Origin of the sequence: Paenibacillus sp. FSL R10-2199, assembly GCF_038000235.1 — a bacterium.
GTDB classification, from domain to species: domain Bacteria; phylum Bacillota; class Bacilli; order Paenibacillales; family Paenibacillaceae; genus Paenibacillus_AQ; species Paenibacillus_AQ phytohabitans.
Window position 1 is genome coordinate 5,960,239 of the sequence record NZ_JBBOBO010000001.1, and the last position, 22,572, is coordinate 5,982,810.

Here is a 22,572-nt window from a genome sequence, read left to right on the forward strand (position 1 = left end):
TTAACTTATCATCTGCCGCCAGTAAAGGGATTAATCTAACCTGTCAAATCACGGCCGGCCTTCTTCTCTTCCGCCGTGATCCGCTTCCCCAGAGTAGCATAGCAATACCTCCTATTTATTTCCATTAAACCCCATATGACATCCAGTCTATTTCTTCGTTATAAAAAATTCTTGCCATTCCCTCACATCGTATGGTATTATAAATTTCGTTGCAGGACGGTAGCTCAGCGGGAGAGCACTATCTTGACAGGGTAGGGGTCATGGGTTCGAACCCCATCCGTCCTATATGCAGAAAGCCTTATTATATAAGGCTTTTTTGCTTTTTATGGACAGAAAATAGACATGCCAAAGAAGCCGTTGACCCCTTGTGGTCACGGATTGGTCACGAGCGTATAAATCTGCACAAATAAAATAAGCGACCTCCCATAATTTCCGGAAGATCGCTTATTTATCATCTCTCAAATTGTTTTTACTGTTCACCGATTGTTGCTCATCATAATTATTCCTCATTTGTATGTTCTCCTTAAGATCAGAGTGTGAAATCGAAGCATCTTTAATTTTGATTTACAGCCTCCGCCAGTCCGTAACCAGTGAGCATTAGCTTATCGAAGTTTTGAGCAGCGTTCCTTTGCATGTTTGGCAGCAGATGGCTGTATGTGTCCAGTGTGATACGTATATTGGCGTGTCCAAGCCTCTCGGACACGATCTTCACATTTTCACCCGATGCAAGCATCAATGATGCATGTGTATGACGAAGACTGTGAAAGGATATGCGTCTTATCTTTGCCTTCTTAATCAGATCGTAGAACGCACGATTCAAATTGCGGGAGTTTAGTGGTGTTCCCACAGCCGTGCAGACAACAAGATCGTGATCGTTATAGACTTCTCCAGCGTGTAATCGCTCTTTGAGCATCCGTCTACGCTGCTTTTGCAGTGCCTCAATGGTTTTTTCTGAAAGAGCGATATTGCGATTGCTTGCTTTTGTTTTAGTTGTTGAAACCAATTCCGTGCTGTTATGCCGCAAAGTCTGGACTACACGAAGCGTCTTATTACCAAAATCAATATCTTTCCACCGCAATCCCAAAATCTCACCTTGACGCATACCCGTCCAAGCCGCTATAAAGAAGGCGATATGGTAGCGACTCTCACGTGCTGACCTTAGAAAAACATTCAACTCATTCATATCCCAAATTTGTATTTCTTTCTTATCTGCTCTTGGACGATCCACCAAAGCAGCAGGATTCTTTGAAATCAATCCCCAACGCTCTGCCCTTTTAAGAGAATCGTTTATGAGGGTATGAATCTTTTGAATGTTTTCACTGCCCAGCTTGCTTTCCTTCATCATTACTGTATATGTCTGCTGAATGAGTGATGGAGTTAACTTCGCAAGCTCTGCATGCCCTAGAGCGGGGATAATGTGATTTTCTACGAGCCATGAATAGGTCTGCAAGGTTGATGCTCTTACTTTAGTCTGTTTATCCTCCAGCCATTGTTTTAGATAGTCCTTATATAGCATTTTCGAGGGCTCCACATAGGCTCCCGAATGAACTTGATTGAGCAATTCGTTTAACGCTTTTTCTGCTTCCTTTTTGGTCTTGAAGCCGCGTTTCTTCTTCTGATTGCGGTCTCCGTTTGGTTTCTTTCCAACATCGGCAACATAAAACCATTTATTAGTCTTATCATCCTTTTTCACTGAACCTTCCATAATAGCTCATCCTCTCAAGTTTTTTGAAAACACAAATAACGGTGAGCCGCGACAGCCCACCGCTGATTAATCGCTCAAGGCGATCACCCCCTTTCAGTTTTGATACTTATACTCACGATGAAATCAACTTGCAGGTTGATTCAGCCAGTTCAAAAACACCGCTTCAGATACGAGAATGCGTTGTCCAACTCGAACGACATGAAACTGGCCGGAATGCATTAGCTCATAGGCTTGTCTCCTGCCAATCCCCATCATCCGTTGAATATCGGCTACAGACAAGACGACAGATGTGTTTTCTTTATTGGTTACTTCCATGCTTAATCATCCTCTCTATTTTCACTTTTGTTTCGGGCAGCAAGGTATTGTACAAGATGCTCTACGCTGCTGCTGATCAACATATAGTCCTCTTTCGTCAAATCACCTGCATAACGATACAAATTACTCCTGATAGGATCAAAACACAAATGTTGAAACTCAATGCCCTGTTCTACACCAAGATAGGCCATAGTGCCTCTTTTTTTCACCTCCACGTACAATTGATCTACTGACATATCTCTATCAAGAGACTGCATGATGAAGGCTATTTCATCGTCAGTAAGTCCAAGTGCCTTGGTAAGTTTGTTGACAATCGCAAAAGATGGATTGTTGCTGTTTCCTCGTTCCAGTTTGCTAATATAGCTCGCAGGAACTTCAGAAATTCTAGCCAGTTCATTTACCCCGATGTTGTTCATATCTCTAAAGTATTTGATGATTTCACCGATTTCCACTTTCATCATCCTCCTCATTGGTCGTTTCCCGTGTGAAACAGTATACTTTTCCAAATTCCGATAGTCAATAGATAATAGTCGGCTTAAAACGTAGATAAGCGCTAATCACAGTAGATATTTGTGGTTTTTTACGTACTTAATGAGTGTTTTAAGCCGTTTTAGCCTATTTAATTTATTTACAGCGACTCATCCACATACTATACTGTTTCCTACAGATCACATGTAATGCAATCATACAATATCAGCTTCATACAATAACGCTGTAACAAATTTGTCACGATCACAATATTATTAAGACAAGATAAGCGGTAAAAAGATAAAGTACTTCCCTGTGAGCGAGACCGATTTTTGCTCCTGAGAATTGCTTAAACTCCTTGCTACATTACGTCTGGTGGCCTCTCAAGGCCTCACCAGATGCAATATAAGCTACTATAGAAAGAAGGCAGACATTATGATGCACACCATGGAAATTGTGTTCCCAATAACAGATGAAGAGCTTTTCAGGGATGTTGAAGAGCGGCTGAATCTGGACGTATCCAGAGGTGTTTATAAAAACACTTATTATAGCCCAAATGGTTTTCGAGAAATCCGATTGATTCATTACACACTGCATACAGGATTAACGTACAGAGCTATTGAGATTCTATTGAATCCCAAGCTACTGCTGAACCCCGAACTACTCATCCAGTCCACTACAGTGACGGAGATACCCTTAATTACTGAACCTTTTGATAGAGAACTTCGCACTATCTTTGGCAACCTGTCGGGAGTTTTACCAACATTCAATCATTGGAATTGCAAACGAATTGACTACTGTGTTGATGTATCGACAGAGAACGTCAGTGAGTATATTCAGCTTTTTCATCACAGCAGGACGCCCAACCGTCACTATACACTCCATAATGAATACGATAGCAGTGCATACTCCACATCCAGATCACTCATCTTGAACTTTTACGACAAAGAAAATGAAACGGAAAGTCGGCTGGAGAATGAGCATACAACAATACGAATAGAACATCTTGAAGAGGCAAGGAATATTTTGCGAATTGAGGTACAGTGCCGTAGCAGTAAGATTAACTACATAAGAAGGAGAGCGGGATTTCCCAACAAGCACATAGAGCATTTCTTAAGTGAACAGCTTGCTGAATCCATCCTCCTGACTTACTTTGACCGCTCAATTGGTCTTGGTGACTTCTACAGCCTTTCGTATGCAAGAAGACGTGTGCGACAGTTGGTGCGGCAGAAAAGAACACAGGATAATCTAATCGGTATGCTTCGGCTTGTTAAGGATGCAGGGAGTGTTAATTCGGCCAAAGAGCAGTTTATGCTCACAGCCAGCAAAGAGGTATTCAATCGGAGAGTTAAAGCTTTGAGAAAGCTCGGTATAAACCCAGTCACGATACCTTCAGGTTGGGCGATGAATCAATTACCGAATCCAAGACAGAGCTTGCTTGACTATTTCCACCCTCTATAAGCCACTGAGACGTTCGTAGAAGCGTTATAAACAGCAAGAAGACTAATCTATCAAATTGAATTGCTACGCTCCGTACAAACATTTCTGTTCAATACAAAAGCCCTCAACTTAAAAAATCAGTCAAGGGCTTTTCCTAGATATCAGACCATATCTAAGCGAAGGTGAGTAAAATGAACAGCGAATATCCGCTCAAGATTGACATTTATTCTTTAAGAGTATCGTTCATATATTGAACAAACAATTTGTCTGAGAACAGAACAACCTTATTGTCCTTCGTCAGCATATAGAAACTTTTGGCATCCACGCTTACATACGCAGTAGTTACATAATAATAGGGGTTACTGGCTCCAACGAAAAAGACTTCAAACGCATAATGTTTTTTGCCATTGATTATCTTTGTATCATATCCATCCTCGATATTCGGCTCCCGTGTAAGCAATGGGCGAACCTTGGCATCCAGTGCCTTGAGCCCTTCGGCCTTAGAGAGACTCTCAAACGCTGCGTCAAGAGTAACGGAATAAATCTCACCAGTGTACTTGTCTACATAGTTGAAGAAATCATACTCATATTCGGATGTGCTACCTTGAAATGTATAGAATCTGAGTAGGTCAGTCCCTTTACTTTTGATGGTTACGCCATTGCCCAGCAAGGATTTTACTTTCTTCAACGCTTCAGACTCAGTAAGGGCAATTTCACTAGCAGCATGCTTGGGTTCGATAGCAACGACTTTCCATACTTCTTTCCAGGCAGTATCAACATTCAGCCCTTTACTCAGGAGTTGCAGGGGTACCATGGTCGTATTGTTGATGGTCTGCGGCGGCACATCAAGTGCAAGCTTTTTCCCGTTTACATAAGCTGTCTTTTGACCCAATGTAAAAGTAACCTCATTGGTCCCATACTTGATTTTGATAGGCTTCTTAGCGGATTGGAACTGCAAAGTGGCTTTCAATGCGACACTGACCGGATTGATCGCTACCATGACTCGCCCATTTTTCATTGTAGCAAGCTTGTCCTGCTTAAGATAATCGCCGTTTACCATAACCTTTATGGTTTGTGTAGAATCGGCATGCACATGACCACCTGTACCGATTGAGGCCAGAATCAAACATAATACTAACATCATTTGAATTGCTCTTTTATTCATTCTTCGACACCTCCAAGTATAATAGGAACAGCTACGGCATTAGATTCTGCTCATGATCGGAACAATAACTTCACTTTTTCTGGAGCCAAAGTAATCCACGAGTCCATCGTAGAATTTGTCTGATATCCCTACGGCCTCCTGAAGAGTCCAGATTTTTTGGATGAATTCAGCTTTACCGATTTCCTTGATCAAGTAATTCATTAAATGAATGACAAATCCATTGCTCGCTTCCGCAATTTTCTCCATGTGTTTAAACTTGATCTCAAAATACGGAATGATTAAAAGAGCTGCCCCAACACCGCCAAAGGAATCCGCGTTAAAGCCATTAAGCGTGCTTCGGATTTGATTCTTTTGATCTGTATGTAGCCGAAAGCTTCCGATACACGTACAGATCCTATCTCCAATCCGTTTGACCAGTTTGGCATCGCCATCTTCAGACATGTGAGAAAAAATAATCTTATCCGTCTCATTCTCAACCAACGACCCTAGTTTACTTATCTGCATGTTTGACTCCCTTTCAGTGGTTCATCTTCCTGATTATATCTGCGACCATATCTGATAGTTCGATACTCTGCCGCAAGGACAACTGCATCTGTGAGGACAGTTCAGTGACAACATGTGCAAAGAGTAAAGATTCTTGCGAATCACCAAAACGCCTGATATGCTGCACTATATCATCCAATAAACTGTCATTATCTCCTAACGATGCAAGATAGAAGAGTGCCCCTGCACCTAATGTGCCGTTAGAGCAGCCAAGGCATTGAAGCGTAAAAAAGACAGCTCTGCTGACTTCGAGATACACCTCATGGGGAAACATGTTGTACAATTGCTTAATTTTATCCATTACCAGCAAGTTGAGAGACTCCTTCAACAGGTCGATTAATCGCTTTGATACAGTTCGATCAGTCTATCAATTTGTGCGTATGCCTCCGTTATCAACATGTCAGGAAACTGATGCTTCAGCAGCATAACCTGAATCACCGATGCCACCGTTTTAATAAGATGCTTCTGTCGCTGCAAACTTGAGGTCGATACCTCGAATTCCATTCTGGATGATGGATAGCTTGCTCCATGCTGGGAAGTGATAAACGTTTTAACGCATACCGCTTTCTCTGGAACGTTATTAAACTCTTTCTGACAAATGCAACAGTGGACCATATGTTTCCGTGTTCCTGACGTAGTGTGCCTATGGCGATTGGACGGTGTAAAATAGTCTGCCGTTGCCCATACAGCATAATGAGGGCATGGAGATTCAGGCGGAACCTCCTTGAAGCATTTGACGCATTGTGCTCTATAGGGAGTATTAGGCTGATAATCAAAAACATCTCCTTCAAAAATAGGAAATCCACATTTACGACAATATCCGTCGAACCGAGAAACCATAAGCATGGTCAGGACACCTCTCTGTTATGAACGAATCCATTATCCTAGAAGCGATGCAGCCTTGTTCATGCATAACCTGTTGTATTCCTCTTGAGTATCCGGTGCTATTGTTACATGCCCGTATTTTTTTGAGCCAAACTGCCCAAAGTATGGATCAATAGAGCAGCGGTAATTTTCTACAATCGCTTTTTCCTCTACGGAAGCTGCCAGAGGATCGCAGATGGCATGACCCATATGCCGTAGATTATCAATGTCCATGGTGCCCATTAAATTAATACATTTTTTGTAGCAATTGATTGAGTTCTGATATTGACCGAGTATGTAATAGATCTTCCCAAGGTTCTTGTAAGGCTCCGGTTCACTTTTGATCCAGTACACAACTACCAAATAACATTTCAAAGATTCCTCATATTTTCCGTTACGCTTATGTTGCAGTCCTTGCTGCATTAAGTTGACCGCCGTTTGAACATCCATCTTCATACCTCCAGCTATTATTCAAAAACTGGTTTTCCGTCTTTAAACATTCCTTTGTGGCACAATCTCCCATCACTGAAATAGGATGTTCCGTGTCCGTTAAAGTCGCCGTCCTTAAGTTCACCTTCATACATCAGGATTCCATTTGTTTCCCAATATACTTTTCCTGTTCCATGATAGATTCCATCTTTAAACTCACCGATATATCTAACGCGACCACTTGGATAATATTCAGTTCCTAAACCATTTTTCATCGACATATTGATTCCCTCCCTCCAAGTTACTCGTTCATAGGCTGTAACCCCATAAGCATACGAAATGTGCCAATATACGTCAATGCTTATGGTTGTAATATATTAATTCTTGAAGTCCGTTACTGTTTCCTTCACTTTCCACTACATTTTGGGAGGAAGGGAATGGTAGCATGGATGATAAAATAGATTACAAGCTCATTGGAAATTGCGTACGCGAAGAGCGACTAAAATACAACCTGACTCAGGAAAAGCTTGCAGAGAGCGTAGGGATATCGGCTTCATACATGGGGCTGCTTGAACGTGGAGAGCGTATTCTCTCTGTCGAGACGCTAGTACGGTTGTCCATTGCTCTTAATGTTTCTACTGACACCTTGCTTAAAGCAACGCTGGACAGTGTAGAACGAGATGTCTTTGCCCTTCAATTCGCATTACTAACAAATGGATTGGATGATCCACAGAAACAAATGGTCTTAGATGTAGTCAAGGCCATGTTGCCACACTTTGAACAGGGGCAGCACAACAACGAATAAGAATGAACATCAAAGCCCTTTATACGGAGGGGTCGCCATGATAGGCTGATGCCTTGGCGATGCTGGTTCATGGCATCGCCTTATCGCCTTGTATCATGGCGACAGAGGCTCCGTGTCAAGGGCGGCTCGAACGTAACAATGAAGGAGCTACATTAGGCCATGTTCTTTCATTGAGCAGTAGTTTTCATTAGCGATAATTAGATGATCCAAAAGCTGCACTCCCATAATCTCTCCTGCGGTCACCAGACGTTCGGTAAGAGCGATATCCTCCCGCGAAGGTGTTGGGTCACCTGAAGGGTGGTTATGAACGGCTATGATCGCAGCAGAGCTTCTTTTAACAGCAGCTTTATAGACCTCGCGTGGATGCACAATAGCTGAGTCAAGTGATCCAATAGCAATCGTCTCTTTACCGATCACTCTGTTCTTTATATTCAGAAAGAGCAGTACAAAATGCTCTCGTTGCAAGTAAGCGAGCTCTGGCATCATGAGGTCTACTGCGTCTTTAGGAGAGCGTATGGTGTATACCTGTTGGGCAGGTGCATTCAAGATACGTGCCAGTTGCAGAGCAGATATGATCTGACGAGCCTTAGACTTGCCAACCCCTTTAATGGTTAGCAGTTCGTGTTCATCTACATCTAATAGTTCAGGCAAAGTCGTATAGCGGCTGAATAATTGCTTCATTACATATCCCTCTGATTTTTCGCAGAGTGTATCAGCCAGTAGGGCTTTCAGGTTGTTCATTTGATATGATTGCATGTCAATTGACCTCCATATGGTTGAAATGCAAACAGAAGAGACCGTAGTGGCCTCTCCTGCTTGTGGGCGAACTATATTTTTGGTAAGCTGATGATAAGTTGAATTACTTGGTGTGCTCCTTTTGCGGGCCACCTTTTTTTGTTTGATTGATCTTCATTTGATTCAGGACAGATTGAACGAGCACTCGCATGTACTTACGGCCTTCAGGAGAATCAAGGTAAGGTGGATTCTGTATCCGGTTCGTTTCCGATGAAGGATAACGCATGGAAGTTCTCCTTTCACATTTAAGATGGATCACACTTTATTAAGCTTTTGAAGATGTCTCTGCAACTGCGGAGCGAAATACTTCTCAAAGTAACGCCGCATGTAGTAAGCAGCATGCTCATCATCCAGTTTCCAGCACCTGATAAAGTACGTGTACAGCACAGTGCCAGCCATGCGAATGTGACCGTTCATGACTAGCTGTCGCACAAGTATAGTTATGTCATCAGGTAATCCTCGCCTTTCGACCATTGTTATCACCTCCTTTTGTAGAAAGCACTCTCGCCAGTTTTGGCGAATGTGTTTTGGTGATTCATGATTAGTCATAGAGACACCACAGAAAGTATGCTGTCTGATAAACTAAGATTCTTATCCACTGATCACCTCCTTTCGTGATGCTCGTTCCCCAGATTTGGGGAATGTGCAGGTGATTGTTTATGATTTCATATATTCTGATAATACTGGTCTCTTGTTCTTTGTTATCACCACCTTTCAAACTATTTCAGGTCTACCCTTTTCCCAAAAAATGGGGAAAACTCATAAAGATAAAGATTAGAAGAGCTGCTCATCAATTTTGGGGATCAGCCTAGATACCCGTCTTCGGTTAATTCCTATTCAAAGGGGCCTACATCATTAAGTGCATAGACACAGATCACAAATGACACCCCCCGGGCAACAATTCTCAATAGTTCCTTCTTTATAATTATCCTGGAGGGGTCAGAAAATTTTTCGCATTTTCGTTTCTGTAATAGACATTTTCAACAGGTAAACTTAGAAAAAACAGCACAAAAATAGCCGTTTCTCCAAAACGGAAAAACGGCTGGTTTAATGCGAAATATTTTATTTTTTTATTTGGAATCCCATAATAGCAAGCATTAGCAGAGACACATCTACAATCAAATGAACATTCCTGTGTACTACGGCCTATTAAGCGGTAATATACTCTGCAGCAGGCTTCAAGCCCACCGCCTTCGAAGAGCTGCTATAAATGAAACAAGGACATGGATGAGCCCTCCAAAGTCCTTGTTTTTTAATATAATCTGCTGAAAGAATAAGGATGTTAAAACTTTATAGACCTGATTTCATCCTCACTTAGACCAGTTGCTTTGGCGACAGCCGCATGATCCATTCCCATAGCCAACAAATTCTGGGCAACTTCTCTTTTTCCTTTGTTTACACCTTCTGCAATACCCGCAGATTTCGCCCCTTCAATCATTGATGCCTCATCATGCAAATACTTCTGTCTGGCCTCATACAGTCGTCTGGCATCCGAATCCTGACTCAAATATTGCAGGGTATCCATAGCCTTCTCCAATCCCGGTTCATTCATCTTCAGCACCTCCCAGTGTGATGTATCGGCACCTTTTAAGAACAACAGCCAATTGATCAATCCACCTTCAGATGGAACACTACGTTCATCTAGCTTCGGTAATTCTAAGAAATGAACCTCGATGTCGTCAATCAAAGACACCCCTGTCAGGTCTTCACGCAAATGGAATACATTATGGTACTGGTCGTTCTTCAGGAACGAATAATTCAAAATGTTGATCATCACACATTTCTTCAACTCTGGATACTTGTCGCCTTCACTGAGTTGACTCGCATATCGTTTGCTCCAATAAAAAAGCGTTCTTTTCTCTATGTCGTACTTATTAAATAACTGCATCTCTATATCAATCAGTTTACCTTCAGAGGTCTTGGCATAAACATCAAAAATGGATTGTTTGTCAAGCGGATCGTCTTTGTCCGTATAAGGATTCATCAGAATGATCTCGGTCAGCGGCGGCTCGCCAGCTTCCGTGAAAATGCGGTTAAGAAACGCCAACAGCACATCCTTATTGTTCTCGCTGCCAAATATCCGTTTGAATACGAAATCTACACGTGGGTCCAGCAAATCCATCGGCATCAGCTCCATTCATTATCTATTATAGCATTTCCCGCAGGTTTTGAACCCAATAAAGATCCGTAGAACTCTCAGATTGAATCAGGTTGTCGTTTTGAAGAATTGCCGCAAAAGCATCTTTAGAGAAGCAGTTTAAAGGATTGAAGTGCGGTATTGATGGCTATACGCCGAAGGGGTATGCTTTTGTTGTGAATGTTCAATTTTATACATTTTCTTTTAAATCGTAAAACAATATAATATAAATGGAGGAATTTCCCTTTATACCGTAGAAGACTTTAATAAAACATAGTTCATATGGAGGAGTTTACATGAGTTATAAATACACTGATAAACAAATAAAGTCAATTAGTGACCTTCTTAAGCACCTGAAGCCAAATATTGGGGCTTATGATGGTCCTATATGGTACCGTGGGCAATCCGATAAGACCTGGAAACTAGAGCCATCATATGCTCGAGTATCAAATCGTGTATCCGAGAGTAACTTAATTAAGAAGTTTAAGCAAAGTGCAACTATGCTTCTTAATCCATTGCCTGCTAATGAGTTCAACTGGTTATTCATTATGCAACATCATGGTGTGCCTACACGACTGCTTGATTGGTCAGAGAGTCCTTTAACTGCTCTTTATTTTTGTGCAAGTGGAGAAGCAGATAAAGATGGGGCCTTGTGGGTACTCCTTCCGGTAGAATTAAATAAGCATAGTAACATTGAACCAACTTACACTTATGATATTCCTTCCTTTGAAGATGTATTATTGAAAAACTATAGCCCGGAATCAATTGCAGGAGAGACGACAAGTAAATTGTACCCTTTAGCAGCGATTGCACCGAGAAATAGTACTCGTATGCAATCTCAACTCGGTGCTTTTACAATAGACCATCGTAATGATTCAACTATTGAGAATATCGGTGATAAAAAGCACGTTTGGCGTTATATTGTACCTAGTTCTTGTAAACAATCTATACTGGAGGAGTTATCATTACTAGGAATCTCGAAATTCCAACTGTTCCCTGAGATGCAAAGCATAGGGGAAATACTAAGGAGTGTGTAAAAATGAAAAGTACTATTAAAACTTATCCACTTAATAACAGTACTATATTAAGAATAAATTCAGAATATGATGCAATTGAAAAAGACCCGAATTATCAACGAAGAGGCGACATTTGGACAGTAGAAAAACGTCAACTGCTTATCGATTCAATACTAAATGATTATGATCTACCCAAGTTGTATTTCCATGTCATACCAGACAATTCCAACAAAAAAAATATTTACACTCACTCAATCATTGATGGAAGACAAAGATTAGAAACAGTATGGAAATTTATTAAAGGCGAGTTTGCATTATCTGAAGATTTCGTTTATTTTCGTGACGATAGCATCAAAGCGGCAAACCTTACTTACGCAGATTTAGGGATCAATTATCCAAAATTAAAAATTGTTTTTGATTCATTTGTTTTACCAATAATATGTGTGGAAACTGATGACATAGAGCTAATAGAAGACATGTTTTCACGTTTAAATGAAGCCGTCCCCCTTAACGCAGCGGAAAGACGTAATTCCATCGGAGGACCGATGGCTAAAATAATTCGTGAAATTGCCTCACATGACTTTTTCAAGAATAATGTTAGATTTCCAGATAAGCGATTTCAACATCGTGAAGTTGCGTGTAGACTCCTTTTCATTGAATACTCACTCAAACACCAAAAAAGAATAGTTGATACAAAAAAAGTATATCTTGATAATTTTGTTAAAATTTTCAAAAATAACAAACACTTAAAGCCAAGAGATATCGGGTCAGTGGTCTTGAGTATCCTAGATTCAATGGAAAATGTATTCAACACGAATGACGAATTGTTACGATCTCAAGCATCTATTCCTATTTACTATTTGTTATTTAGAGGGCAAAAAGAAAAAATTAATGATTTAAACCTTGTTGGTCGCAAATTCTTCCTGGATTTTAAAAATGCAATTGAGGAAAACAGAAAGGCCGCATCAGAAAATATATCGGACGCTGACTTTGACTTGTTGGAATATGACCGCTTAAGTCAGCAAGGCACCAATGATGCACTGTCCATTAAGGAACGCTATAGAATAATTGAAGATTATTTCAATAAATATTTACGAATAAAAAACTATTAAACCAAGACAATCTATCTTAATGCGATGCGGTCACACACTGGTCACGAACTCGAAATAATAAGCGGAAACGACAGGTCACAACCCAATATAAAAAAGCCGAAAACCCTTGATAAACAAGGACTTCCGGCTATGTCGGGATACAGCGGTTTACAGGCCTGTCAATCTTGACAGGGTAGGGGTCATGGGTTCGAACCCCATCCGTCCTATACTGCATCACCTGACAAAACCCTTATTTTATAAGGGTTTTGTCTTTTTTTTGATTGTAGCATCCCTTCAACTTTATGAGATTGGGGACGTTTTTTCCATCAAAAACGGCTACCCTCTTGCCTTGATCAGCTCAAGCAGCTGTAATTTTGCCAATGACTGTCCCTTTCTTCACAACTCCCTGACCTTTTTTCAAAAGGATGCCACCGGGAAGTTTCGCTTGATTGTCAGTGGACAACAAAACTTCCGTAAACATCTGTGTGAATTCCGTTCCAGGACCTGGGAAACCGCCATAGGGATATCAGTCCATGTTTAGTTCACCTCCTTGATCTGATCACCGCGACCAACTCTTTTTAATGAAACAAGCGCTGCTTCTCTTACTGCTTCCTGCAGTTGTTCAGGTGTCTTCTGCCCGCCGTTTGCTTGTGCAGTGGGAGGCGGTGGACACCATACCCCGGCTTACACTGTATCCTGGATAGTTTGGTATGGGTTTTGTCTCCACTAGGAAGCCTACATTTAAATGTGTATTTGATAGTTCTCTGCCAATCCTTTACAATCGAGTTGTGAGGGCTTGCCCAATCTTTCGCTTCGACCTCTCCCCTACACTAAAAATTGGGAGAGGTATTTTATTTAAGAGGTGCATTTATGAACGGAAATAAAGTTATCCTTATTCTTCTTGCCATCTCAATACTGGGTGTAATCCTTTTCTTCGGAATAACTTATATATTATTATGGTATATCATTAGTAATTAATAGCTAACACTAACCGGCCTCCCTGCGCTGAGATTATTTGGTCGCGTGTCGATGGCCTTCGGCCTGACCAACAACTTCTCCTGAAATAAACTCCTTCACCCAGTTCAGTTCACTTTTCTCTAAAATGACTCGGTCTTGCATATCCGCAGCATGGAAACTAATAATTCTATTGGTAAACTCTTGCCATTTCAGCAAGTTCATCGGGACATCTGATTACGATACAATTAGAATCTACATTGTCCGAAACCATTCCCTCCGTTGAATTATTATTTTTACGTATTTGTGTCATATCGCTTAGTACCTATCTTAAATGGGCTCTCGCCTAGCTCTTTAATTAGGCATTTGCATAGCATGAGGTATAACCATTTGGGAGGTAACAAAGTGCTGAATAATCAAATGTATCCAATGCATCAACAGATGCCGCAAGCCATCATGGTCTATCCTATTGATCCCTATGTCGTTGAAACCTTAATGTCTGTAAAAGGTAAGCAGGTGGTACTTGAAACCACTCGCGGCGGGATTAGCGGCTGTTTGATGGATGTAAAGCCAGACCACGTTGTATTGGATACCAGAGGCAGAAAATTCTTTGTACGCATCTGTGAGATCGTTTGGATCATGCCAGAGTAAATGGCAGTTCATGAGAGAGTTGCGAAAGCAGCTCTTTTTTTATGCCTTTTCCACCTGAGCCCCGAGAAGTTTTCTTGCTGCAGCCCAAAAGCTTACTGCCGGTGTCTTCTCGTCCGCCTGGGTTGATCCGGTGGTGCAGAGAGGATGAACTATTCGCAACATGTCTGTTCCCTCCCTGGGGCTATCCCCCTCGAAACTAAAATCTCTGATCGGCGTACAAATGTTAAATAATTGAAAAGGGTGCTGCGTGTTGAAATATAATAGAAGATTGCTCTCTGCGCTTTTTATAGGCATCAGTTTTGGTATTGCATTCTCCATTGTTTTTGACAACATCGCCATTGGTGGCGGGTTAGGACTTATATTTGGAGTCTCCATGTATGAGGCAGAGAAGCCAAAGCCCCCTAAAGATAAGTGAGTTTCCGCTCATGCCTAAATTTGATAAAGGAGTTGGTGAAGATGGTGGGCTTCACTATTCTTTTCATAGCACTTTCACTGATCAATATTTTCTTTCCGTCAACTAGAAAAGGCAATAGCTCCTGCCTCCTTCATTGCGAAAATCCACCTATTATCGTATTGTTTATTCAAAGGAGTGATTGTTGTGCGTATAGCTTTTTGGATTGTATTTGCCTTTGTTGGTATTTTGATCTTTGGGATCGTTGGCGGCTTAATTGGCCGTAAGAAACGGAAGTAATCAATAGGGGGTATAACAGCCCCTATTAATCTATATAATGATTGCCACCATGCGGATGAATTGATTCGAGCAATTGCATAACATAACAGCCAGCTCCATTCCCGTACTCGCCTCGCCGCCCCCGCGAAGTTATCAACAATGATCTGTGATCATCTCCTCTATTAAACGTCTCTGTGTAGCCGCATGAGTGCAGAAACGGTCATTCTTCATGCCCTTTAAGTTCCATCCACACTGAGGGCGTAACCACCTCCCAGGACATAGAAAAAGGCCACCCTTTTAAAAGCAGTGACCTTTAAATTTCTGATATTATATCATTTCATATAAATCAAAACGCGCATATTGCCAGCCGCGGGAGCGTGTTCTTTAAAGGTGGCTCCGCACAGGTCTGATGTACTTAAAATGCCGTTCCGGATTAAAATAAAAGTAAATCATCCTACCGGCGGAAGTATCAAATGAGTAACCCGTGCCTGCAAAATCAAAAGTTGCCATTACCCGTTCAATCTTTTCCTCCACACTACGATTCTCCTGCTCATAATCGAATGGCCCATGTTCAAATACAATATATTTATCTTCCGGAACATCAGCCATAAGCATTTGTGGTGGTACTTCGCCTTTATAATCCAAAGGAAGCCGTGCACCATAACACTCTGTACGCGGGATACCCCAATCACAGAGTCTGCCGTCCGGGTCATTCATATACGCCATAATCTGACCGCTGCCCCCATTAGGTTCACTCCCGCCATCGTCATCCAATTTGCCCTTGATACTATCGAGTAAGCCGCAGACGGTTTCGTAATCCTGTCCCTGGATAAGATTTTGCTTTTGCCAAAAATCCCAGTACCCATTACTCTCATAGTTTTTAATGTGCAAAAATTTGTGAGCGGGAATGGTTACAAAATAAATTTTCACATCATCTGTAGATTTCATCATCCCAATCTCTCCCAATCCAAAAAAGTAGCGGTCAAACGGGTTTAATTTTGTACGAAGAACGACTGGCTTAGGATTTTTCCGGAAATTACTTGGGGTTACAGCATAGGTTCCCTTAAAGGCTCTGGTAAACGCTTCATGTGATGAAAAGCCATAATTAAAGGCAATATCTAAAAGGCTTTTTTCACTATCCCGAACTTCTTTAAGCGCAAAGGCTAATTTTCTATGCCGCAGATAATCCCTAAATTGCATACCCGATATTTCCTTGAATTTTCTCGTAGTATGAAATTCGGAATAACCCAGCCTGCGGGAAAGATTGCGTAGTGTCAAGGCTTCATCATTATAATTTTTAATACATATGTCTATTTCATCAACGATGATTTGAATTTGTTTCTGCCACTCGTACATTCGTCATTTCACCCCGTTTCAATCACCCTACATTTATTTTAAAGATAATGGAAGATCCTTACTTGATTTTACTTGCTGTTATTTCATTTCTCTCTTTTTAAGTTAAATGTATATAATCATCAGGAACTACGTCCAATATATACTTGCGGATTTACAATATATTAACGTATACCGATGAAATGGAGTGATGATAAATGGCGACAATTATTAGTTATGGTTCAGAGGCAAAAATCCCGTTAGACCCGTTCAATTCTGCTGTAACGGTTGCGGGGATTCCTGGAGCAGGCGCGGCTCTAGCCACAGCGCAAGTAAATATTAGTCCTGCTAATCCTGCCTCTTTCTCCAGTAGAGTCGAGTTAAAAGGCAGCTTTAGTCTTACTGCACTTGCTAATAGTCAATTTTTAGTTATCATCCGGCGTGCCGGGGTCGATATTTATAGTTCCTTTTATCGTTTCACTACAATTACTGATATCCAATTAAATGTTCTGTGGGTTGATGGTCCTTATCTTGGAGTCCACAACTATGAATTGATCATCCAAAATGATAGCATCTTGCCTATAAATCTTTTTGGGCCTATAGCATTCACAGCAACCGCTATTGGAGGAGAAGGCGTAATTTAAAAAATAGAAAAAAGCCCTGCGGACCATTACTGGCGGCAGGGCTTTTAACCCTGCTCCCGGACTGCACGCCAGCTCACTTCCATTTCTCCGCAACATTGTCCTCGCCTTCATAGTAGTCCACCCGCTCTTCCGCCATATAGATTTCCTCGTACGGCAGAATGTTGATCTTTCCGGAATCCGGATATTCACAAATATCGATCCCCAGGTTCGTACGTAAATCCAAGTACCTGCAAGGCTCTGCGGTATGATTAAATAATTGATGCGCCCCTTCCGGCCCCGTTTCAAAAAACACCGTATCACCTTCCTGCACTTCCTGAAACCCTGCTGGCGTTCTGAGCGTAGCCCGGCCTGATAGAATTACAAATACCTCTTCAACACTTCTATGGAAATGATATGGATACGAATACTTCCCTGGATCAAGCGACCTGATTTCAAAAAGCAATTGCTTCGCCCCTGCCATCTCCGCCAGCTTCCTGCTTGTATGCCAGGCGAACTCAGGAACCGGGGATTGTCTTTGTTCAAACGAAACGTTCTTGTCATTAAAAATAGTAGCCATCTGAACCTCTCCTCATTATCGGATATTATCAACATAACCTGCTGGTATAATTCCACTATTACAAAAATCATAAAATCCGGATCTCTTGCTATTATTGGTCAGGTATAACCCACACGCTGTTATAAGAGTCACCACAAATACCATTAACATGATAATTGCTATCCTTGTACCCTCCTAGTCGAAAATGATATTGTTATACCAATCGCCGCCCGGGAAATAGGCACTAGTAAGAAAGCTTTCTACGCTGCCCTGGAAGAGATACATAAAGCAGACTGGGCTACAATTATTTTTTTTAAACGGGGCGGTTTACTAAATCGCATAAAGTTGGCCGTTGTTACCGGCAGCAGGCTAACTCAATCCGGCCGTTACTTCATCACAGACTTCGAGCGTAAAGTTGCCAGTGAGGATAGCCATCACAATATATATATCAAAAAGAAGAGGTGTATCTGAATGACGGGTAGTGAAATGAATCCTAAAGTGGATTTTTTCTTTAATAAAGCAAGCCAATGGAAGGAAGAATACGGGAAACTCCGGGCGATCCTGCTTGGATGTCAGCTGACAGAGGAATTGAAGTGGGGGGTTCCTTGTTATACGTTTCAAGGCGGGAATATCGCTCTAATCCACGGATTCAAAGAATATTGTGCGATTATGTTCGTCAAAGGCTCCTTGTTGCCTGATCCCCAGGGCATTCTGATTCAGCAAACCAAGAATGTGCAGGCCGGGCGCCAGATCCGGTTCAATACGGTTCAAGAAATATCCGATAGGGAAGCTACTATTAAAGACTATATCTATAATGCCATAGAGGTTGAAACCGCTGGTCTGGAAGTGGATTATAAGAAGGATACGGAGTATGAGATTCCTGAAGAGTTTCAAACAAAGCTCGATGAGAATCCGGATTTGCAAGCAGCCTTTGAAGCCTTAACCCCCGGACGAAAAAGACAATATATCACTTATTTCACAGACCCCAAACAATCCAAAACCCGTACAGCACGGGTTGAGAAATATACGCCGCATATTTTGAACGGCAAGGGATTGAGTGATTAGGGGCTCCCTTTAACTTCACCGAATAAAAAAAATGAGCTACCACTCCGGTAGCTCGACAAATTTAATATTCGTTTCGGACGTTTTAACATTTTTGAGAACTTCTTTGTAACCCTTTTCTGAAAGAAAACACTTTTGTTCGACCCCTTTGTGGTCTTCCCCGAAATAAGCGATATGAAATGTCTTATCCATCTGGATAATATTGGTGACTTGTATTAACGTGTTTCTATCCGCAAGAACGAAATTATATCCTGAACTGGCTAGGGTGTTAAGCCAATATTTCAGCGTACCTACTGTATAAAAGGTTTGATCGTACGTATGGACGATTATCCTATAGATAGTTCGTTCAAATTCCATATAAGTTATTTTTGCAATATCGAGTGAGAATACACCAGTGTTTCCCTCTGTGTCTCTTGTGACAGATATACTACTCAAAGGGATCAGCTCCAATATTAATTGAGTAACTCTTCAGGGACTTCCGGTTGATTTACATATAATACGCTAGCGGTAACCAAAACTAGAAGAGCGGCCATTGCGGACAAACCAGAAGCAAGTTTGTAAACAGCTTTACGTTGCAGTGATTTCATCGTAAGGTTTTCACCTCCTTTCTAGCGACTATCAGACTAATGGATTGTGCCATAAAACTGGCAGCAATAGCTGGTGAAGCTATAAATATATTAGCTGTCACAAGTAGTGCAGCTACAATTCTCAACTTGGGCCATTGCGTTCTTGGAATCCGGGTCTGACGTTCGATTCCAATCGGGGCCAGCCATAGAACCACTATAAGACTGATACCGTTCATAAGCAGAATAAATGAGGGGCTAACTTCAATAAAGGACAAAAGCGTAAACAACGTTGTCGTAAACAAGACGCATGCTGTTCCGGATTTGAGATGTGCTCCTCCAGATACTTGACGTAATAATGCAAAGGAGATCAGTATCTGGATGGCTTCTCCTGTCCTACCGGTCAGAAGGGATACAGCCAACGTGAGACCCATAATAAATACCACATTAAGGACTACCTCAATAGCAAACTTTAAAACGGCATAGGACGCCGGGTGCTCCGGAACAATATTTTTTATCCCGGTAGCGAGCTTCGCGGACATGATATCAAGCATCTTCCTTCTCCTTTCTGGTTGAATAATATAGAAGGAATACAGACATGATCACAAAGATCACAGCATTTAACAGGATATCATTGTAGTAGAGCAGTACTGATATGCCTATCACAAAACCTAGTATCAATACAGACAGAAGAATATCTTCTAATTTCAGTCTTAGTTTATCCAGATCAAAAGTGAATCCTTTCCCTTTGCGGTAAGCATAACTGAAGATAAAGAACACAACGGCAGAAGTCAGGAGTTGCAGAAAATATCCATTCCCTACGCTAGCATAAATATCAGATATGGAGCCAAATACTAGAAGGACTATGATCGTTTGAATCACAGCAAAAATAACGTAACCTGATATTGTAGCAATGATTGATAGAATTAGAGGCATCCTGACCACAGCGGAGAAGAACAGGATGAAAATCAATATTAGAATGAGCGGCGAGATATTCGCCATCCCGAGCTCATTTCTTAACAAATAGCTTTGAAGATTATTTAGTAAAATAACGAATAATACTTGCCATAAGTACCATTTCCATTTAAATCTAAAGAGCGACATAATGAGATAATATAGAGCAAGAGTTTCTATTGTTGAGAAAAACATAAAGCCAACAGGTTCCCATGACAAACCATAACACCGCCTGACTGATTTTCGTTCATTGAATTAATTATATAACTGCTCACGCCACAGCGTATACTACTTATTTACATTATTCGACACTTTCTCCCCCATTCTGCGTATTTTTTTCAACAATTAGCTGTTAACCAAGTCTATTGCACAAAATTTCATTCGTACTCTATGGCTCTCCCCTGTTTCTCTCCGCCTTTGTCCAGCACAAAACTCTCTCCCCTGCATTCTATATAAAGAACCTTAATAGAAAGGGGTAGATTAGCATGGCGACTCGTCAGCCGGATTTGGTGTTGATCAATTGGAGCCGGAACCCGTTAGTGCCCGGATCTGCACGCAGAATTACCACCAGCCGGGTTATCGGAAATGCCGAACCCTGCTTGCCCAGCTTAAGAACCAATGGATTGCTTAGCACGGCCTTAGCCTGTCTGCAGGACAACGACATCGGTTTCAGAATCGTATTCCGCAAAAAAACCTCAAGCATCAGCGGATATTTGTTACTCCAGCGTAATTGATAGGATTTCAGGGGTCTGGCTAATTGCCAGGCTCTTTTATTTTGCAGCTTCTCTTAGGGGATAAGGGTAACAAGTGAAGGGAATTCAGACTTATTGCTGCCATTCTCTGGTCCACGCGGGATTAATATCGGGGGATTGTATGGTAAAATACACTAATACAAACAGAACATCCGCCGGTCTCTCCTGACCATACACCAACGGATGTTCATCACTAAACAGGATTGTTAATTTATAATTCCGCCCATGTTACATTTAGCTCTACAGTACCTTCCTGGGAAGCCAAAGAACCGCCGATGATCGACCAGCTCTGCTTATTGTCTTTGGTGGTACCCTGGATAATCAGGTTCTTGTCATCAAGGGTTTGTGCAGAATCGCTTCCGAGTCTTGAAGAGAAATAATCCTGATAGAGCTTCGATACTGTATCCATGCTTTGTGTTGTGGTGAAGATCAGAAGAGCTGTCTTTTTGCCTTCGTTCTCTTCAGAATGGGATAGCTTGATTTGAACATCCTCCGGCAGCGGGAAATCCTCCGGCAGATTCTCCGGCAGCTCTTGGGAAACGGCAGAAGCATCCGGCTGAGCCGTAACTCCATTGTTCCCGGCGGACGGTGCAGAGGTCTGCATAGAATCAGTTGCAGGCACATCCGGCTGATTACTGCAGGCATTCACTGCTAACATGGATAACATCATCGATAAGGTCAAGATTAGTTTTTTGGTATACACATCTTCACTCCTTAAGCGTTCTAGGCCTAACATTGCCAGTAAGATATGCAGGCTTACCGGATAATACCCTTTATGCTATTCCGCCAATCAGCTGCTTGATTTTAATTACATCTATTCAAGGAGACATGGATATGGATAAGAAAAAAGACTCCTCCCAAGGCATCGCCCTGGGCTTATGTTTTGGTATAGTGTTTTGGATGGCTTTTGATAATTTACCTTTGGGCATAGCCTTGGGTATTGCCTTTGGAGTTGTTTTCTCTAGACCCGGCAAATCTAAGAATGATCCAAAAGATCCTCCGGCTGAGTGAACCGGAATGATATATTCACGGCAAAGGAGTCATTAACACATGTTCCAATCTAATAACGGTAAGATGCTTACCAGGTACGGCTTGATTGTATTAGCTCTTACGATTTCGTTGGTGACAGCTGTCCTGTCGAAAGATGAACCGGACAATAACCTTGAAACACTGGACACAATTGTTCTTACATATCCTTCTCAAGCAGAAGTTCTATCGGTGACCGACGGAGATACTTTCAAAGTTAAGTTCGAAGATGGTACGGTGGACAAAATCCGGCTCCTGCTCATTGATACTCCTGAAACCAAGCGCGACAATACACCGGTTCAGCCCTTTGGCCCTGAGGCCAGTGAATACTTAACGGAGCTTCTGAACGGGCAAACGGTTAGGGTCGAAATGGATGTGTCTGAACGTGATCAATACGGCCGGATTCTGGCTTATGTCTATCTCGGTGATGAGATGGTGAATGAAATGCTGATTGCAGAGGGTCTGGCCAGGGTTGCCGTGTATCCGCCGGATGTGAAATATGTGGATCAGCTCAGAGCCACTGAGAAACAGGCTAAGTCTGCGAGGCTGGGGATTTGGAGCATAGAGAATTATGTGACCGACCGGGGATACGACACTTCTGTCACAGCTACCCACGCCAACAAAAAATAGACCCGAGAGACAAAAGTCTCCCGGGT

The 22,572-nt window shown here is 41.8% G+C and carries 31 protein-coding genes and 1 tRNA gene; 12 read left to right on the top strand and 20 right to left on the bottom strand.

Annotated elements, in window-relative coordinates; translation table 11 throughout:
• The first annotated feature begins 213 nt into the window (after positions 1-213).
• A tRNA-Val gene (locus tag NYE33_RS26185) sits at positions 214-285 on the top strand.
• 268 nt (positions 286-553) lie between these two features.
• On the opposite strand, the gene NYE33_RS26190 is transcribed toward NYE33_RS26185, so the two are convergent.
• The 3 genes from NYE33_RS26190 to NYE33_RS26200 form a co-directional block, all read right to left on the bottom strand.
• On the bottom strand, positions 554-1,705 hold the full coding sequence (locus NYE33_RS26190; protein WP_042136333.1) for a tyrosine-type recombinase/integrase: 1,152 nt from the start codon (positions 1,703-1,705) through the stop codon (positions 554-556).
• 123 nt (positions 1,706-1,828) lie between these two features.
• On the bottom strand, positions 1,829-2,020 hold the full coding sequence (locus NYE33_RS26195) for a helix-turn-helix domain-containing protein (protein WP_042136332.1): 192 nt from the start codon (positions 2,018-2,020) through the stop codon (positions 1,829-1,831).
• Positions 2,021-2,022: 2 nt separating this feature from the next.
• Positions 2,023-2,481 carry a helix-turn-helix domain-containing protein gene (locus NYE33_RS26200; protein ID WP_197074357.1) on the bottom strand — a complete coding sequence of 153 codons (459 nt, stop codon included), beginning with the start codon at positions 2,479-2,481 and terminating at the stop codon, positions 2,023-2,025.
• 442 nt (positions 2,482-2,923) lie between these two features.
• Here NYE33_RS26200 and NYE33_RS26205 point away from each other — a divergent pair, with 442 nt between their 5' ends.
• Entirely contained in the window at positions 2,924-3,949 is a 1,026-nt protein-coding gene (locus NYE33_RS26205) for a hypothetical protein (RefSeq protein ID WP_042136330.1), read from the top strand.
• A 202-nt stretch (positions 3,950-4,151) separates the two neighbouring features.
• On the opposite strand, the gene NYE33_RS26210 is transcribed toward NYE33_RS26205, so the two are convergent.
• The 5 genes from NYE33_RS26210 to NYE33_RS26230 form a co-directional block, all read right to left on the bottom strand.
• Complete coding sequence (locus NYE33_RS26210) at positions 4,152-5,093, bottom strand: copper amine oxidase N-terminal domain-containing protein (protein ID WP_042136328.1); 942 nt, start codon at positions 5,091-5,093, stop codon at positions 4,152-4,154.
• 39 nt (positions 5,094-5,132) lie between these two features.
• Positions 5,133-5,534 (bottom strand): hypothetical protein, encoded by a 402-nt coding sequence (locus tag NYE33_RS26215; RefSeq protein ID WP_341068215.1) that lies wholly within the window; start codon positions 5,532-5,534, stop codon positions 5,133-5,135.
• Between the two features lie 76 nt (positions 5,535-5,610).
• Positions 5,611-5,946 carry a hypothetical protein gene (locus NYE33_RS26220; RefSeq protein WP_042136325.1) on the bottom strand — a complete coding sequence of 112 codons (336 nt, stop codon included), beginning with the start codon at positions 5,944-5,946 and terminating at the stop codon, positions 5,611-5,613.
• Between the two features lie 569 nt (positions 5,947-6,515).
• The gene (locus NYE33_RS26225; RefSeq protein WP_042136323.1) at positions 6,516-6,950 is read right to left on the bottom strand and encodes a tetratricopeptide repeat protein; all 435 of its coding nucleotides are present in this window, start codon (positions 6,948-6,950) and stop codon (positions 6,516-6,518) included.
• 17 nt (positions 6,951-6,967) lie between these two features.
• Positions 6,968-7,210 (bottom strand): toxin-antitoxin system YwqK family antitoxin, encoded by a 243-nt coding sequence (locus NYE33_RS26230; protein WP_052421829.1) that lies wholly within the window; start codon positions 7,208-7,210, stop codon positions 6,968-6,970.
• A gap of 164 nt (positions 7,211-7,374) precedes the next feature.
• Here NYE33_RS26230 and NYE33_RS26235 point away from each other — a divergent pair, with 164 nt between their 5' ends.
• The gene (locus tag NYE33_RS26235; RefSeq protein ID WP_019911550.1) at positions 7,375-7,734 is read left to right on the top strand and encodes a helix-turn-helix domain-containing protein; all 360 of its coding nucleotides are present in this window, start codon (positions 7,375-7,377) and stop codon (positions 7,732-7,734) included.
• 147 nt (positions 7,735-7,881) lie between these two features.
• Here NYE33_RS26235 and radC read toward each other — a convergent pair whose 3' ends face one another.
• Positions 7,882-8,490 carry a RadC family protein gene (gene radC / locus NYE33_RS26240; RefSeq protein ID WP_052421828.1) on the bottom strand — a complete coding sequence of 203 codons (609 nt, stop codon included), beginning with the start codon at positions 8,488-8,490 and terminating at the stop codon, positions 7,882-7,884.
• Between the two features lie 318 nt (positions 8,491-8,808).
• Between radC and NYE33_RS26245 the strand changes: the two genes are divergently transcribed.
• On the top strand, positions 8,809-8,952 hold the full coding sequence (locus tag NYE33_RS26245) for a hypothetical protein (protein ID WP_341068219.1): 144 nt from the start codon (positions 8,809-8,811) through the stop codon (positions 8,950-8,952).
• An 859-nt stretch (positions 8,953-9,811) separates the two neighbouring features.
• Here the strand turns inward: NYE33_RS26245 and NYE33_RS26250 are convergent.
• Positions 9,812-10,651 carry an Rpn family recombination-promoting nuclease/putative transposase gene (locus NYE33_RS26250; protein ID WP_081969954.1) on the bottom strand — a complete coding sequence of 280 codons (840 nt, stop codon included), beginning with the start codon at positions 10,649-10,651 and terminating at the stop codon, positions 9,812-9,814.
• A 311-nt stretch (positions 10,652-10,962) separates the two neighbouring features.
• Between NYE33_RS26250 and NYE33_RS26255 the strand changes: the two genes are divergently transcribed.
• Positions 10,963-11,703 carry an FRG domain-containing protein gene (locus NYE33_RS26255; RefSeq protein ID WP_042136319.1) on the top strand — a complete coding sequence of 247 codons (741 nt, stop codon included), beginning with the start codon at positions 10,963-10,965 and terminating at the stop codon, positions 11,701-11,703.
• A gap of 2 nt (positions 11,704-11,705) precedes the next feature.
• Positions 11,706-12,794, top strand: coding sequence for a DUF262 domain-containing protein (locus NYE33_RS26260; protein ID WP_341068222.1), 1,089 nt, complete (start codon positions 11,706-11,708; stop codon positions 12,792-12,794).
• A gap of 990 nt (positions 12,795-13,784) precedes the next feature.
• Here the strand turns inward: NYE33_RS26260 and NYE33_RS26265 are convergent.
• Positions 13,785-13,952 (bottom strand): hypothetical protein, encoded by a 168-nt coding sequence (locus tag NYE33_RS26265; protein WP_156118607.1) that lies wholly within the window; start codon positions 13,950-13,952, stop codon positions 13,785-13,787.
• A 195-nt stretch (positions 13,953-14,147) separates the two neighbouring features.
• On the opposite strand from NYE33_RS26265, the gene NYE33_RS26270 reads away from it, so the two are divergent.
• On the top strand, positions 14,148-14,378 hold the full coding sequence (locus NYE33_RS26270) for a YuzF family protein (RefSeq protein ID WP_231575419.1): 231 nt from the start codon (positions 14,148-14,150) through the stop codon (positions 14,376-14,378).
• Between the two features lie 39 nt (positions 14,379-14,417).
• Here NYE33_RS26270 and NYE33_RS26275 read toward each other — a convergent pair whose 3' ends face one another.
• Positions 14,418-14,540, bottom strand: a complete 123-nt coding sequence (locus NYE33_RS26275; protein WP_269323257.1) for a hypothetical protein — start codon at positions 14,538-14,540, stop codon at positions 14,418-14,420.
• Between the two features lie 88 nt (positions 14,541-14,628).
• Between NYE33_RS26275 and NYE33_RS26280 the strand changes: the two genes are divergently transcribed.
• A complete protein-coding gene (locus tag NYE33_RS26280) occupies positions 14,629-14,793 on the top strand; it encodes a hypothetical protein (RefSeq protein ID WP_179093550.1) in 165 nt (54 codons plus the stop codon).
• A gap of 639 nt (positions 14,794-15,432) precedes the next feature.
• Here the strand turns inward: NYE33_RS26280 and NYE33_RS26285 are convergent.
• On the bottom strand, positions 15,433-16,404 hold the full coding sequence (locus tag NYE33_RS26285; RefSeq protein ID WP_042136312.1) for a helix-turn-helix transcriptional regulator: 972 nt from the start codon (positions 16,402-16,404) through the stop codon (positions 15,433-15,435).
• 194 nt (positions 16,405-16,598) lie between these two features.
• Here NYE33_RS26285 and NYE33_RS26290 point away from each other — a divergent pair, with 194 nt between their 5' ends.
• The gene (locus tag NYE33_RS26290; protein ID WP_042136310.1) at positions 16,599-17,024 is read left to right on the top strand and encodes a hypothetical protein; all 426 of its coding nucleotides are present in this window, start codon (positions 16,599-16,601) and stop codon (positions 17,022-17,024) included.
• Between the two features lie 73 nt (positions 17,025-17,097).
• Here the strand turns inward: NYE33_RS26290 and NYE33_RS26295 are convergent, their stop codons facing one another.
• On the bottom strand, positions 17,098-17,580 hold the full coding sequence (locus tag NYE33_RS26295) for a cupin domain-containing protein (RefSeq protein WP_042136309.1): 483 nt from the start codon (positions 17,578-17,580) through the stop codon (positions 17,098-17,100).
• 450 nt (positions 17,581-18,030) lie between these two features.
• Here NYE33_RS26295 and NYE33_RS26300 point away from each other — a divergent pair, with 450 nt between their 5' ends.
• On the top strand, positions 18,031-18,624 hold the full coding sequence (locus tag NYE33_RS26300; RefSeq protein ID WP_042136307.1) for a YdeI/OmpD-associated family protein: 594 nt from the start codon (positions 18,031-18,033) through the stop codon (positions 18,622-18,624).
• Positions 18,625-18,660: 36 nt separating this feature from the next.
• Here NYE33_RS26300 and NYE33_RS26305 read toward each other — a convergent pair whose 3' ends face one another.
• From NYE33_RS26305 to NYE33_RS26330, 6 genes are all read right to left on the bottom strand, one after another.
• The gene (locus tag NYE33_RS26305) at positions 18,661-19,071 is read right to left on the bottom strand and encodes a LytTR family transcriptional regulator DNA-binding domain-containing protein (RefSeq protein WP_042136304.1); all 411 of its coding nucleotides are present in this window, start codon (positions 19,069-19,071) and stop codon (positions 18,661-18,663) included.
• 2 nt (positions 19,072-19,073) lie between these two features.
• Positions 19,074-19,208, bottom strand: coding sequence for a cyclic lactone autoinducer peptide (locus tag NYE33_RS26310; protein ID WP_081969953.1), 135 nt, complete (start codon positions 19,206-19,208; stop codon positions 19,074-19,076).
• Positions 19,205-19,738, bottom strand: coding sequence for an accessory gene regulator ArgB-like protein (locus tag NYE33_RS26315; RefSeq protein WP_042136302.1), 534 nt, complete (start codon positions 19,736-19,738; stop codon positions 19,205-19,207). The genes NYE33_RS26310 and NYE33_RS26315 overlap by 4 nt, the downstream gene beginning before the upstream one ends.
• A complete protein-coding gene (locus tag NYE33_RS26320) occupies positions 19,731-20,357 on the bottom strand; it encodes a hypothetical protein (protein ID WP_081969952.1) in 627 nt (208 codons plus the stop codon). Before NYE33_RS26320 ends, NYE33_RS26315 begins: the two co-directional genes overlap by 8 nt.
• Before the next feature lie 277 nt (positions 20,358-20,634).
• Positions 20,635-20,841: a hypothetical protein gene (locus NYE33_RS26325; protein ID WP_042136300.1), complete on the bottom strand. Its 207-nt coding sequence runs from the start codon at positions 20,839-20,841 to the stop codon at positions 20,635-20,637.
• 260 nt (positions 20,842-21,101) lie between these two features.
• A complete protein-coding gene (locus NYE33_RS26330; protein WP_052421827.1) occupies positions 21,102-21,593 on the bottom strand; it encodes a hypothetical protein in 492 nt (163 codons plus the stop codon).
• 131 nt (positions 21,594-21,724) lie between these two features.
• Here NYE33_RS26330 and NYE33_RS26335 point away from each other — a divergent pair, with 131 nt between their 5' ends.
• Both NYE33_RS26335 and NYE33_RS26340 read left to right on the top strand, forming a co-directional pair.
• Positions 21,725-21,901 carry a hypothetical protein gene (locus tag NYE33_RS26335; RefSeq protein WP_171716491.1) on the top strand — a complete coding sequence of 59 codons (177 nt, stop codon included), beginning with the start codon at positions 21,725-21,727 and terminating at the stop codon, positions 21,899-21,901.
• Between the two features lie 39 nt (positions 21,902-21,940).
• Positions 21,941-22,546 (top strand): thermonuclease family protein, encoded by a 606-nt coding sequence (locus tag NYE33_RS26340; RefSeq protein WP_052421826.1) that lies wholly within the window; start codon positions 21,941-21,943, stop codon positions 22,544-22,546.
• Positions 22,547-22,572: the final 26 nt, after the last annotated feature.